The organism is Streptomyces sp. NPDC048496 (genome assembly GCF_043200055.1).
GTDB lineage: Bacteria > Actinomycetota > Actinomycetes > Streptomycetales > Streptomycetaceae > Streptomyces.
The window spans coordinates 1-13,365 of the sequence record NZ_JBICXB010000039.1 but is presented as its reverse complement, the minus strand read 5'-3'; the positions used below and the strand labels follow the sequence as shown (position 1 = coordinate 13,365).

The 13,365-nt window shown below is 70.1% G+C and carries 11 protein-coding genes; 5 read left to right on the top strand and 6 right to left on the bottom strand.

All coding sequences use genetic code 11. The features are described 5' to 3' along the window. Positions 1 to 14: 14 nt before the first annotated feature. From hpf to mtnA, 6 genes are all read right to left on the bottom strand, one after another. Positions 15 to 704, bottom strand: coding sequence for a ribosome hibernation-promoting factor, HPF/YfiA family (gene hpf / locus ACGFSA_RS27070; RefSeq protein ID WP_366138174.1), 690 nt, complete (start codon positions 702 to 704; stop codon positions 15 to 17). A gap of 322 nt (positions 705 to 1,026) precedes the next feature. Next, positions 1,027 to 1,758 carry a ComF family protein gene (locus tag ACGFSA_RS27065; RefSeq protein WP_393308492.1) on the bottom strand — a complete coding sequence of 244 codons (732 nt, stop codon included), beginning with the start codon at positions 1,756 to 1,758 and terminating at the stop codon, positions 1,027 to 1,029. 147 nt (positions 1,759 to 1,905) lie between these two features. Then, entirely contained in the window at positions 1,906 to 3,723 is a 1,818-nt protein-coding gene (locus tag ACGFSA_RS27060) for an LpqB family beta-propeller domain-containing protein (protein ID WP_393308543.1), read from the bottom strand. A gap of 34 nt (positions 3,724 to 3,757) precedes the next feature. Continuing rightward, positions 3,758 to 5,782 carry an MtrAB system histidine kinase MtrB gene (gene mtrB / locus ACGFSA_RS27055; RefSeq protein WP_393308490.1) on the bottom strand — a complete coding sequence of 675 codons (2,025 nt, stop codon included), beginning with the start codon at positions 5,780 to 5,782 and terminating at the stop codon, positions 3,758 to 3,760. A 1-nt stretch (position 5,783) separates the two neighbouring features. Further along, positions 5,784 to 6,473, bottom strand: coding sequence for a two-component system response regulator MtrA (gene mtrA / locus ACGFSA_RS27050; RefSeq protein WP_187740742.1), 690 nt, complete (start codon positions 6,471 to 6,473; stop codon positions 5,784 to 5,786). Between the two features lie 4 nt (positions 6,474 to 6,477). Further along, positions 6,478 to 7,620 carry an S-methyl-5-thioribose-1-phosphate isomerase gene (mtnA, locus tag ACGFSA_RS27045; RefSeq protein ID WP_393308486.1) on the bottom strand — a complete coding sequence of 381 codons (1,143 nt, stop codon included), beginning with the start codon at positions 7,618 to 7,620 and terminating at the stop codon, positions 6,478 to 6,480. A 140-nt stretch (positions 7,621 to 7,760) separates the two neighbouring features. Between mtnA and ACGFSA_RS27040 the strand changes: the two genes are divergently transcribed. From ACGFSA_RS27040 to ACGFSA_RS27020, 5 genes are read left to right on the top strand one after another with little or no spacing between them, the layout of a single operon-like run. Then, positions 7,761 to 8,963 (top strand): hypothetical protein, encoded by a 1,203-nt coding sequence (locus tag ACGFSA_RS27040; protein ID WP_393308484.1) that lies wholly within the window; start codon positions 7,761 to 7,763, stop codon positions 8,961 to 8,963. A 4-nt stretch (positions 8,964 to 8,967) separates the two neighbouring features. After that, positions 8,968 to 9,657 (top strand): DUF4129 domain-containing protein, encoded by a 690-nt coding sequence (locus ACGFSA_RS27035; protein ID WP_393308482.1) that lies wholly within the window; start codon positions 8,968 to 8,970, stop codon positions 9,655 to 9,657. Next, a complete protein-coding gene (locus tag ACGFSA_RS27030) occupies positions 9,654 to 10,892 on the top strand; it encodes a DUF4350 domain-containing protein (protein WP_393308480.1) in 1,239 nt (412 codons plus the stop codon). The genes ACGFSA_RS27035 and ACGFSA_RS27030 overlap by 4 nt, the downstream gene beginning before the upstream one ends. Then, complete coding sequence (locus ACGFSA_RS27025; RefSeq protein ID WP_266984982.1) at positions 10,889 to 11,890, top strand: MoxR family ATPase; 1,002 nt, start codon at positions 10,889 to 10,891, stop codon at positions 11,888 to 11,890. The genes ACGFSA_RS27030 and ACGFSA_RS27025 overlap by 4 nt, the downstream gene beginning before the upstream one ends. A gap of 10 nt (positions 11,891 to 11,900) precedes the next feature. After that, positions 11,901 to 13,211: a DUF58 domain-containing protein gene (locus tag ACGFSA_RS27020; protein ID WP_393308541.1), complete on the top strand. Its 1,311-nt coding sequence runs from the start codon at positions 11,901 to 11,903 to the stop codon at positions 13,209 to 13,211. Positions 13,212 to 13,365: the final 154 nt, after the last annotated feature.

The window sequence follows — 13,365 nt, the reverse complement described above, 5'->3', positions numbered from 1 at the left end:
ACCGATGCGGGGCGTCAGCCGCCGAGCGCACCGCCTGCGCCGCCCGCCTCGTCGGCGGCCAGCGGGTCGGTCCTCAGATGAATGACACCGTAGTCGTAGGCATGCCGCCGGTAGACGACACTGGGTTCCTTCGTCTCGGCATCGACGAACAGATAGAAGTCGTGCCCGACCAGCTCCATCTCGTAGAGCGCCTGATCGAGCAGCATCGGTGCCGCGACGTGCGTCTTTTCGCGCATCACCAGCGGCCCTTCGCCCTGCACCTCGAGCGAGCCGATCCTGGTGGTGGGTACGGACTGTGCCGCGCCCTCGCCGGCCAGGTCACCCTCACTGTTGAACGACGCCGCACCCGGCACGGTCTCGGCGACTTCGGCAGCGGGAATCCGGCCGTTGCCCCGGCGGCTGTAGCGCTTGTCGTGCTGCTTGCGCAGCCGCGCCTCCAGCTTGCCGGTGGCCAGGTCCAGCGCTGCGTAGGGGTCGGCTGCGGCCGCTTCCGCACGAATGACCGGTCCCCGCGAGCGAAGCGTGATCTCCACCCGGTCGGAACGGTCGGCCTGACGGGGGTTTGGCTCCTTGGACACCTCGACGTCGAGGCTGATCACCTTGCCGTCGAACTTCTGGATCTTGTCCAGCTTCAGCTTCTCGGCCACGTGCTTGCGGAACCGCTCGGGCACCTCGGTCTTGCGGCCCTTGACGACGATGTCCACGCAGAACTCCGTTCCCGGATCGCTCCGCCCGGCGGCGGAGCATCTCCCTTTTGCACCAGGCTCCGGTGATCGCCGGAGCCGCGGACTCGGTGGCTTCGACCTCCTCCTCCCCCATCCGGGAAGTCTCCACCCCACCGACTTTTCAGCTTCTGGGCTACCGGTGAGTTACCTGCCCGAAACCTGGGGGTGCATTCGTCGAGGTCCGGCATTCACCATTCCTCACCACCGAACATAGCCTGCTCGGCCGGATGTCGGCACCCGCTACCCGCACGTACCTCCGTTCAGGGGTCTTTGCCCACTCACTACCTGCAACGATGAAAGTTCATTGGCAGTTCCGGTTCATTTCGAAGGCGGACGGAGATGCTGCGACAACGGCCGCCTGCCGCATTCCAGGACCCTTGCCTTCGCGCAGGCCCGCCGCGTCGAGCGCGCGTGCCGCCTCGGCCAGCGAGGCCCCGGTCGTCAGAAGGTCGTCCACAAGCACCACCCGTTCGGTCGCAAGCAGCCGCTCACCACCGGCCACCACCTCCAGCGCGCCCGCCAGATTCTCCTGCCGCTGCCGGGCACCGAGCCCCGACTGATCGACCACCGCCCGCCGTTGCCGCAGCACGGATGCCACCTGCACCCGCACGCCACCGCGCCGCAACTCGCCCGCGGCCGACAGCGCGATCCTGCGCGTCGGATCGTGCCCGCGCGCCGCCACCGCCCGCCGCGCCGACGGCACCGGCACGAGCAACAGCGGTCCCGGCCGACCACCCACCTGCCCCGTCCCGGCCCTTACCGCACCCGCCAGCGCCCTGCCGAGCTCCCGCGACAGTCCTAGTGCGCCACGCTCCTTGTGGGCCAGGAGCGTCGCCCGTACCGCGTTCTCGTACGCCGCGGCCGCATGCACCACCGGCAGCCCGGCCGGCTCCGGCACGGGCCTCACCCGTCGCGGCACCGCTCCGTGAAGCGCCGCCCGGCAGTCCTCACACAGCTCCGCCCGCGGTCCGCCGCAGCCACTGCAGGCCACAGGCAGGATCAGCCCGGCGATCTCCCGCCACCACCCCCGCATGACACCACTGTGCGCCCGCAGCACGAACCTGGCCACCCCTGTGGAAAACGCAGCCGAACCGGACGAAAGGGAGCGCCCGTCACCGCGCGATCAGGGTTGGTCCCGGGCACCCGGCACCGTTGGTCCGGGGACTCCCCGGACCGGAGCTCAACCCGGATAGACCAGCGACGAGCCCTTCTTGAGCACCGTCTGCCAGTTGTCCCCCGGCGACAGCTTCACTATCCCGTCGTCCTCGGTGTCCGCCATCAGCGGCAGCTGCTCGTCGTCCGCCGCCGCGACCGACGACACCTGATTCGCCCCGGGCAGCACACCCGACGCCGGTGCCGAACCGTCCACCTGGACATAGCGCACCTGCTGTACGCCGCCCTGCTCCTTGCCGACCACCACGAGGCGGCTCCGGCCCGACCAGGACATCGCGGTCACGTCCGCCAGCTGCGGCGCGGCCTTCCGCAGCTCCACGACGGAGACGCCCTGCCGGGTGTCCGGACCCCCCTGGCGCTCGATCCGGCCGATCTTCAGCGTGGTGTGGCCGTCCTCGGTCAGCAGCAACGCGATCCGGACACCGTCCGCCGACAGCCGCAGCGCCTCGATCCGCGCGCCGCCCAGGTCCGGCACCGCGACGTTCGACGGCTCGCCCGTACCGCCGGGCAGCCGCAACAGGCGGCGATCATCCGGATTCCGGTCCGCCACCCAGAGATCACCCCGCCCGTCCCAACTCGGCGCCGACAACCGGTCCTCCGGCTTCTTCGCCTCGCTGGTCACGGCGGGCCCGGGAAGCTCGCCGCCCGAAACGACGGAGGCGACGTACAGAGACGCGCTGTTCCGCGAGACCGCCGCCGCCAGCTGCTCGTCGCGGGCCACGCCGACCGTGCTCATCGGCTCCGGTCCGTCACCGAGCGGGCCGGCCACCGGCTCCGGATCACCGCTGCCTTTGGTGCTCCCGGGGATGCGCTGGACATGCCCCTTGTCATCGACGAAGTACTGGCTGTCGGGGCCACCCGAGGAACCGTCCGGAGCGAACTCCTCCGCCTGGTCCGAACCCAGGACACAGAGCGACGAACCGTCGGACCGCTGCAGCTCGACCTGCTCGACCCGGGCGGACGTCAGATCGCGCACGGTGTACAGCACCTGAGAGGCCATCATGCGGCAGGAGCGCTGCCCGACTCCGTCCGCCTTCTTGTTGAGCGGAACCTTCAGTACGCTGCGGTCGTCGGGCGCCAGCGCGGTGACGCCCTTGCGCAGGACCGTACCGATGGGGAAGCGGGAATCGACCACCGGCCGCAGCCAGTTGGTCGGTCCCTCGACGAGACTGCGGACCGTCTGTGTCACGGTGTCCATCCCCGTGATCGGATCCGTCCGGTTGCGCACATAGACAGGGTCGGCGACCAGCGTCGACTGACCTGCCGCCGACCCGGTGGCGAAGTAGTACTTGTTGACGGAGCGGTAGAGCCGCTTGAAGTCGGACTGACCGAGCAGCAGGCCGTCCGGCACGAAGTCGATACGCCACTCCTTGCTGCCGTTCTGCCGCACCATGTGCAGGCTCCGGTTGAAGCCCGTCGGCGCGACGGGCTGGTAGGCGCTCTGCGCGTCGACCGTCGCCACCTTCTCGCCGGTCAGCGTGAAGGTGAGCTCCGTGCTGCTCCGGTCGCTGTCGCGGACCGGGTGCTCGCTCCGGTTCGGCGCCTTGGAGAGCACCGTGGTGAACGCGCTCGGCTTCCAGGTGCGCGACGCCTCCTTCGTCAGGTACTTCCGGGTCGTCCGGAAGCCGGGGTCGTCACTGGTCATGGACTCCAGGAAGCCGTCGACCACCTCACCCGGAGTGGCGTTTTCGCGGGGCGCCACCGCGTACACCTGTACCTGGGATTCACCGGGCTGCGAGGCGTCGACCGACTTGATGTCCCCGGTGACGGGCATCGAGCCGCACGCCGACAGCAGCACGACGCCGCATCCCAGCAGAGCGATCATCCCCACCGCACGTCCACGGCCGCCCTCACGACGGTCAGCTCCCACGAGTCGTGTCCTCCCGCTCCGGGTCCTGCGCAGCAGAGTCGATGGTGTCGCCCGGCCGGTTCTCGGCGGGGCGGGCGACCACACGGGCGCCGTTGCCCGGCAGGGCGGCCGGATTCACCGACGCCGGCGCCGTCCGGGGCGCCGCGGGGGCACGCGCGGGTACGGGCAGCGGCGAACGGTCCGGGCTGCCCGGCTGGGTCGACACCGTCGTGAGCCGGTGCTCGCTCCCGGTCGTACCGACGTCCGTGGGCAGCTCCCGGTTCTCCCGGTTGCGTCGCGAGTCCTCGGGCTCCAGCGGTATCGGGGAGCCGCGCAGCGGCTCGTCCGCCGTACGCGGCAGCGTCAGCCGGAACTGCGAACCGCCGCCCGGCTCGCCCCATGCCTGCAGCCAGCCGCCGTGCAGCCGGGCGTCCTCGACGGCGATCGACAGTCCGAGACCGGTGCCGCCGGTCGTCCGTGCCCGCGCGGGGTCGGCACGCCAGAACCGGTTGAAGACCCGGGTCGCCTCGCCGGGCTTGAGTCCCACGCCGTAGTCCCGGACTGCGACCGCGACCGCGCCTCCGGCCACCCCCATGCGCACCACGACATCCCGGCCCTCACCGTGCTCGACGGCATTGACGACCAGATTGCGCAGCACGCGCTCGACCCGCCGCGCGTCGGCCTCCGCGATCACCGGCTGCTCGTCGCCGACCACCCGGATCCGGGTGCCCTTGCGGTCGGCGAGCGGCTCGGCGCCGCCGATCACGCGCCGGACGACCTGCCGCAGGTCGATCGGTTCGGCCTCCAGCGCCGCGGCACCCGCATCGAACCGGCTGATCTCCAGCAGGTCGGAGAGCAGCGACTCGAACCGGTCGAGCTGATCGCCGAGCAGTTCAGCGGAGCGCGCGGTCACCGGATCGAAGTCGACGCGTGCCTCATGGATGACATCGGCGGCCATCCGGACGGTCGTGAGCGGCGTCCGCAGCTCGTGCGAGACGTCCGAGACGAAGCGTCGCTGCATCCGGGAGAGCTCCTCCAGCTGCTGGATCTTCAGCTGAAGGTTCTGGGCCATCTTGTTGAAGGCCTCACCGAGCCGGGCGATGTCGTCCTCGCCGGTGACCTTCATGCGCTCCTGGAGCCTGCCTGCGGAGAGCCGCTCGGCGATCCCCGCAGCCATCCGTACGGGGGTGACGACCTGCCGCACCACGAACCAGGCGATGGCGCCGAGCAGCACGACCACGAACAGTCCTGCGGTCGCCAGCGTGCCCTTGACCAGGGTGAGAGACTTCTCCTCCTGCGTCAGCGGGAAGAGGTAGTAGAGCTGGTACGGGTTGTGGTCGATGTCGTAGAGACGCTTGCCGACGACAAGCCCGGGCTGCGACTCCTGCCCGTTCGCATACCGGATCACGGAGTACGTCTGGAACGCGCCGGGCCCCTTGTCCACCGCCTCCCGCAGGCTCTGCGGAATGCTGGCCGCTTCGACACTGCCCGAGCCGCGCGGCGCACGGCTGCCCTCGTCGGCGCTGAGCGCCACCACGTTGAAGGCGTTCTTGCCACCGCTGGCGAGCTGGTCGACGAGCTCCGTCCGCCACGAGTTGTTGGCGGTCGCGCCGTCCCCGGCGTCACCGTCCTGCCCATCGGGGGCGAGCGGAGCATTCGCCTTGTCCTGGGCCGCCGCGAAACCGCCGGCGGCCTGCGTCTGGGCAGCCTTGCCCTTCGCGTCGAGCAGGCCGTTGCGGACCTGCCCGATCACGACCAGGCCGAGCAGCAGCACGACACCGAGAGACATGAGCAGCGTGCCCGCGACGACCCGCAGCTGCAGGTTGCGCCGCCACAGCCGGACGGCGGGCAGCAGCGGACGCCGCACCCAGCGCATCAGCAGTCGCGGCACAGGACCGCCGGGCGCCCGGTCGTGGAACAACCGGCCGCCCTGCAGAAGACGTCCGAACGTGGACGTCCTGTGTCCGGAACCGGTAGCCCGCCCCGTACGGACTCCCGGCTCCCCGGGCTTCGGGGCAGCGCTACCCAGGGACACGTCAGCTCGGTCCGGCCTTGTAGCCGACGCCTCGGACGGTCACCACGATCTCCGGCCGTTCCGGGTCCTTCTCGACCTTGGAACGCAGCCGCTGGACATGCACATTCACCAGCCGGGTGTCGGCGGCGTGGCGGTATCCCCACACCTGCTCGAGCAGCACCTCACGGGTGAAGACCTGCCACGGCTTGCGGGCGAGCGCGACCAGCAGGTCGAACTCCAGCGGGGTCAGGGCGATCGACTGCCCGTCCCGCTTCACCGAGTGACCGGCCACATCGATGACCAGGTCCCCGATGGTCAGCTGTTCCGGTGCCGGCTCCTCGGACCTGCGCAGACGTGCCCTGATCCGGGCAACCAACTCCTTAGGTTTGAACGGCTTGACGATGTAGTCGTCGGCCCCTGACTCCAGGCCCACCACCACATCGACGGTGTCGCTCTTGGCAGTGAGCATGACGATCGGCACACCCGACTCGGCCCTGATCAACCTGCAGACCTCGATGCCGTCCCGTCCGGGCAGCATGAGATCGAGCAGGACCAGGTCCGGCTTGGCCTCTCGAAATGCGGCAAGTGCCTTGTCGCCGTCCGCTACGAACGACGGCTCGAACCCTTCACCACGCAGCACAATCCCGAGCATCTCGGCCAGTGCGGTGTCGTCGTCGACGACAAGGACGCGTCCCTTCATAATCGACATCATCCCATTAGCTAATCGTTACCTGCGATGATCTGGCACACAGCTCTGCCAGTCCGACCCCCGTGACCGGGGAAACTGCACCCTCCTCCGTGACGATCGCCGTGATCAGTTCCGGCGGCGTGATGTCGAATGCGGGGTTGTACGCCTGGGTTCCCAGCGGTGCGACAGGCAGTCCGCCCGCTTCCCCACCCGCCCCGATCCGGGACGATGTGAGCTCCGTCACTTCCCACCCGGGGCGCTGCTCCACGATGACCGATGCCCCGTCCGGGGTCTGCAGATCCACGGTTGTGGTCGGCGCCACCACAATGAACGGCACGCGGTGGTATTTGGCAAGCACCGCCAGCGGATAACTCCCGACCTTGTTGGCCACGGACCCGTCCGCAGCAATGCGATCAGCCCCGATGAGCACGGCATCCACCTCCCCCGCGGCGAACAGCGAACCCGCGGCATTGTCCGTGAGCAAGCTGTACGCCATCCCGTGGCGCGCCGCCTCGTACGCGGTCAGCCGGGCCCCCTGAAGCAGCGGCCGCGTCTCGTCCACCCAGAGTCGTCGCAACCGTCCCGCCCGGTGCGCCCCGAGCGCCACAGCAAAAGCCGTGCCCTCACCGCCCGAGACGAGCGCCCCCGAATTGCAGTGGGTCAGAAGCTGATGCCCGCCACCGGGCAGCAGCTCTTCGAGGAGCGCGAGCCCGTACTGCGCCATGCGCCGGCTGGCCTCGGCATCCTCCCGGTGCAGCGCCTCGGCCTCCGCCAAGGCCACCGAGGCCACCCGCTGCGCATCCTCGCCCTTGTCCAGCGCCGCCCAGTACGCCCGCGCCGCGCGCCGCACCCCGTACCCGAGGTTCACCGCGGTGGGCCGCGCCCGCTCCAACAGCCCAGACGCCTCTGCCATGTCATCGCCCCGGGCCGCGGCCAGAGCGACCCCGTAAGCCCCCGCAATGCCCAGCAGCGGTGCCCCGCGCACGGCCAGCGTCTGAATGGCCCGCACCAGTGCCGGCACATCCGTACACAGCAGCTCGGCCTCCTCGGCGGGCAACCGCGTCTGGTCGAGAACCGCCACTGCGGGACCTTCCGGGGGCTCGGCCCAGCGGATGGAGGGAAGCGCCGAAGGCTCGATGCCCACCGGCGATTGCGCGTCCTGATCAGCCATCCGCCCAGTCTGCACGCTGAGCCGCCCACACATGAAGGTAGGACGGTGATGGAGCACCCGGCCCGTACCGGAGCAACGCGTGGCACGATGGCTGCCAACCTGCCGCCCCGATGAGCGGACAGGACCGTGAAGGAGCGAGAATGAATGACACTCCGGGCTGGGCCTCGCCCGGATCCGCCCCCTCCGACGGCCAGGAGGCGGGCGTCCCCCGGCCTTCCGCGCCCATCGACGGCAGCGGCCCTGCGGGAAACTGGTCTTCCATGCAACCGCCGGCAGGGCAGTGGTCCCCGCCGGGCCCCTCCGGCAAGGGCCCCGGCGCACCGCCACCCGCCCCCGGCTGGGGCGGCAGGCCGCAGGCAGTCGGCTGGGCTCAGCCGCCCGCTGCCGCGAAGCCCGGGGTCATCCCGCTCCGCCCGCTCGGCGTCGGAGAGATCCTCGACGGTGCGGTGTCCACGATGCGCGCCCACTGGCGCACGGTTCTCGGCATCACCCTCACCGTCTCCGTCATCGCCCAGGTCGCGATCGTCCTCGTGCAGCGCTATCTGCTGCCGGAACCCGCCTCGGTCGACCCGAACGCAACCGGCGCGGAGGCACTCCGCCAGGCCGCCGACTCCGTGCAGTCGAGCCTGATCTACAGCGCGCCGTCGACGCTCGTCACCCTGATCGCGACGCTCTTCACCACCTCCGTGCTCACCATCGTGATCAGCCGCTCGGTGGTGGGCCGTTCCGTCACGCTCTCCGAAGCGTGGACCGAGGCCCGACCGCGCCTCCTTCAGCTGCTCGGCCTGACCCTGCTCCTGACCCTGATGACCGCCGCCATCATGGCGGTGGGCGTGCTCCCGGGCGTGCTGATCGGCTCCACCGCCGGCGTCGCTCTCGCCCTCCTCGGATTCCTGGCAGCCACCGCCGTCATCATCTGGCTGATGGTCCGCTTCTGCCTCGCCTCGCCGGCACTGATGCTGGAGCGGCAGTCGATCACCGTCTCGATGCGCCGCTCCGCGAAACTGGTACGCGGCGCCTGGTGGCGGACGTTCGGCATCCTGATCCTCACCTGGCTGCTGACACTCATCGTGACCATGATGATCGCGATGCCGTTCGGCATCATCGCGATCATCATGGACGGCGACGGGATGGGAGCGTTCCTCACCGGGAAGCCCACCGACTTCGGCTGGCCGTTCCTGATCATCTCCGGTATCGGCAAGGTGATCATCTCGACGATCACCTACCCACTCTCCGCCGGTGTGATGGCCCTGCTCTACGTGGACCAGCGCATCCGTCGCGAGGCACTCGACCTCGAACTCGCCCGGGCCGCAGGCCTGCCCGGCTACGACACCAGGAGCTGATGCCGTGTCGGGGGCGGGGGGCGCGACAACAGCACGACTGCTGATCCACGCGAGCAGCGACATACCGGTGGACACTCCACGCGTGCCCGCCCGCGAGGCGGCGAGGCACGAACTGTCCAAACCGATGTACCACGAGAACGACCCGAACCTCCTCCAGCGCGGTCTCGACCGCCTCTGGACGTGGCTCGGCGATCTCTTCTCAGCAGCCTCGAACACCGCACCCGGCGGACCGCTCGGGCTGATCGTCCTCGTGCTGGTCGTCATCGGTCTGGCCGCCGCCCTCTGGTGGCGGCTGGGCACCCCGCAACGCACCGCCCGCCCCGCCGACGCCCTGTTCGACGACGGCCCCCGCAGCGCCGCCGAACACCGGACCGCCGCCGAGACATACGCTGCCGCCCACCGCTGGGACGAGGCCGTCCAGGAACGCATGCGCGCCATCGTCCGCTCGCTGGAGGAACGCGCCCTGCTCGACCCCCGCCCCGGCCGCACCGCCGACGAGGCCGCCACCGAGGCAGGCCACTCGCTGCCGGCGCACGCGCTGCCCCTCCGCGCCGCCGCCCGGGAGTTCGACGCCATCACGTACGGCGGCCGGAACACCGACCGGCAGGCGTATCTGACGGTGCGGGACCTTGACCTCGACCTCGAAAACGCCAAGCCCCTGCTGACCGCCCCGGCCCAGGGAGCGGCCGAATGACCGCGCCCACTGCCACCTCCGCCGCGCCCCCTACCTCGGTCTCCCCCACCCCGCGCCAGGTCTGGACCCGCACCCGCGGCCTGCTGCTTGCTCTTCTCCTTCTCATAGCAGCCGGAATCGTCCTGGCCACTGCACACTCCGGTGCCCAGCACGGCCGACTCGACCCCCGCTCGGCCGATCAGCACGGAAGCCGGGCCGTCGCCGAACTCCTCAAGGACCGCGGCGTCTCCGTACAGGTGGCCACCACACTCGAGGAGGCCACCACCGCGGTCGGCCCGGACACGACCCTGCTCGTCACCACTCCCGATCTGCTGACACCGGGCCAGCAGCGCAAGCTCCGCGCCGCGACCTCCGACTCGGCCGGCCGCACCGTCCTCCTCGCGCCAGGTCCCCCGTCCGTGGACACACTGGTCCCCGGGGTCCGCACGACGTCCACCGGACCGGTTGCCCCTCATGCACCGCAGTGCTTGCTGCCCGCAGCCCACAGCGCGGGAACCGCCGACACTGGAGGCTTCCGCTACACCGCGGACGGCCTCGAAAGCCTCGCCTGCTACCCCAGCGGGGGTCTCCCCACCCTGCTCGTGGTCCAGGAGCAGGCCTCCGGCGACACCACCGTTCTCGGCTCCGCGGACTTCCTCTACAACAGCCGTCTCGACAGCCAGGGCAACGCCTCCCTGGCCCTGCAACTTCTCGGCTCCCGCCCACATCTGGTCTGGTACCTCCCCTCGCTCGCTGATCCCTCCACCGCCGGGAAGGGCGGAGACAGTGGCGACAGCACAGGCCGTGACGAGGCCGGCATCGACCGCAGCTTCGCCGACCTGATCCCGTCGGGCTGGCTGTGGGGCACTCTGCAACTCGCAGTCGCCGCCGTGCTCGCCGCCATCTGGCGCGCCCGTCGTCTGGGCCCCCTGGTCACCGAACGGCTGCCCGTGGCCATTCGCGCCTCCGAATCCACCGAGGGCCGCGCCCGCCTCTACCGCAAGGCGAACGCCCGCGACCGGGCCGCCTCCTCGTTGCGCTCCTCCACTCGCACCCGCATCGCCCCGCTCCTCGGGGTCTCACCCCGCAATGCTCACTCCCCCGCGGTGCTTCTTCCCGCCGTCTCCGCACGCCTCAGCACCATCGAAGGCGGCCTCGACGCCGTGCTGTTCGGCACGGCTCCGGCCGATGACGCCGCCCTTGTCCGTCTGGCAGACCAACTCGACATCCTCGAAAGAGAGGTACGCACTTCATGAGCGCCCCGCCCCCAGTGCCCGCCGGGACAACCGAGACCGTCGGGAACGACGACGCAGCCCGCGCATCCCTGGAAGCCCTGCGCTCCGAGATCGCCAAGGCCGTGGTCGGCCAGGACCCCGCCGTCACCGGCCTCGTCGTCGCGCTGCTCTGCCGAGGCCACGTCCTCCTGGAAGGCGTTCCCGGTGTGGCCAAGACCCTGCTGGTCCGCGCCCTCGCCGCCTCACTCGAGCTCGATACCAAGCGCGTCCAGTTCACCCCCGACCTGATGCCGAGCGACGTCACCGGCTCTCTGGTCTACGACGCCCGTACAGCTGAGTTCTCCTTCCAGCCAGGCCCGGTCTTCACCAACCTCCTCCTGGCCGACGAGATCAACCGCACTCCCCCGAAAACGCAGTCATCGCTCCTGGAAGCGATGGAGGAGCGCCAGGTCACCGTCGACGGAACCCCCCGTCTCCTGCCGGACCCCTTCCTGGTCGCGGCCACTCAGAATCCCGTCGAGTACGAGGGCACGTACCCCCTCCCCGAGGCCCAGCTGGATCGCTTCCTTCTCAAGCTGACGGTGCCACTGCCGTCGCGTGACGAGGAGATCAATGTCCTGACCCGCCATGCCGACGGCTTCAACCCCCGCGACCTGGTCTCAGCAGGTGTACGCCCCGTCGCAGGCCCTGCCGATCTGGAATCCGCCCGCGCCGCGGTCGCCAAGACCACGGTGTCCCCCGAGATCGCCGGCTACGTCGTCGATATCTGTCGTGCCACGCGTGAATCCCCCTCGCTCTCTCTCGGGGTCTCCCCCCGAGGTGCTACTGCCTTGCTCTCCACGGCCCGCGCCTGGGCCTGGTTGACCGGCCGTGACTACGTCATCCCGGACGACGTGAAAGCCCTGGCACTCCCCACGCTCCGCCATCGCATCCACCTGCGCCCTGAGGCGGAGATGGAAGGAGTCACCCCTGACTCCGTCATCACCGCGGTCCTCGCCCACGTCCCCGTACCCCGATGAGGCAGTGACCGTGGCCCTCACCGGACGAACAGCGCTGCTCGCCGCCTTGGGGTCACTCCCTGTAGGCTTCCTTGCCCCGAGCTGGACGGGCATGCTCGCGATCAACGCCCCGCTCTCTCTAGCAATTCTGTGCGACTACGCTCTGGCCGCGCCAGTGCGAACGCTCCAGTTCACCCGATCCGGTGACACAACCGTTCGGCTCGGTGATGGTGCGGAAGTGCAACTGACCGTGACCAACGCGTCGCGTCGGCGCCTGCGCGCGCATCTCCGCGATGCCTGGCCGCCCAGCAGCTGGTTCACAGGTACGGAACAGGCGGCGTCCCGCCACAGGCTGGACATCCCGGCAGGTGAACGCCGCCGCCTCACCACGCGCCTGCGTCCCACCCGCCGCGGCGACCGCCGAGCCGAACGCATCACCGTACGCTCGTACGGGCCACTGGGCCTGGCAGCCCGGCAGGGAAGTCATCAAGTTCCGTGGACGGTGCGCGTACTGCCGCCGTTCACCAGCCGCAAGCACTTGCCGTCCCGCCTCGCCAGGCTCCGTGAACTGGACGGGCGCACCAGCGTCCTCACCCGCGGCGAAGGCACGGAGTTCGACAGCCTCCGCGCCTATGTCCCCGGAGACGACACCCGTTCCATCGACTGGCGGGCTACGGCACGGCAATCGGCCGTCGCAGTCCGTACGTGGCGCCCCGAGCGGGACCGCCACATCCTCATCGTCCTTGATACCGGCCGCACCTCGGCAGGCCGAGTCGGTGATGTGCCCCGCCTCGATGCTGCAATGGACGCGACGCTGCTCCTCACCGCGCTCGCTACACGCGCCGGCGACCGTGTGGACCTGCTCGCGTATGACCGCCGCATCCGCGCCCAGGTCCAGGGACGCGCCGCGGGTGAAGTCCTGTCGGCCATGGTCACTGCAATGGCACCGCTCGAACCTGAATTGGTGGAAACGGACGCCCGAGGACTCAGCGCCGCTGCCCTGACAAGCGCCCCTCGTCGCTCTCTGCTCGTGCTCCTCACCAGCCTGGACGCGGCTCCGATCGAGGAGGGTCTGCTCCCCGTCCTCCCCCAGTTGACTCAGCGCCACACGGTGCTGGTGGCTGCCGTGGCCGACCCGCACATCGAGCAGATGGCCGAGGCCCGGGGCACGGTGGACGCTGTCTACGAGGCGGCAGCCGCGGCCCAGGCCAAAGCTCAGCGGCAGCGCACTGCGGAGCAGCTCCAGCGCCATGGCGTGGTGGTTGTCGACGCCACCCCGGACCATCTCGCACCGGCTCTCGCCGATGCCTACCTGGCCCTCAAGGGAACCGGCCGGCTCTGATCCAACACTCCGTGCCAACCACACCACTCACTCACCATGAGGAGCTGCGGTTGTCACCTGTCCGTGAACGCAGAAAAGCCCCGCACCAGAGGTGCGGGGCTTTCCCGGAATAATTGTTCGGCGGCGTCCTACTCTCCCACAGGGTCCCCCCTGC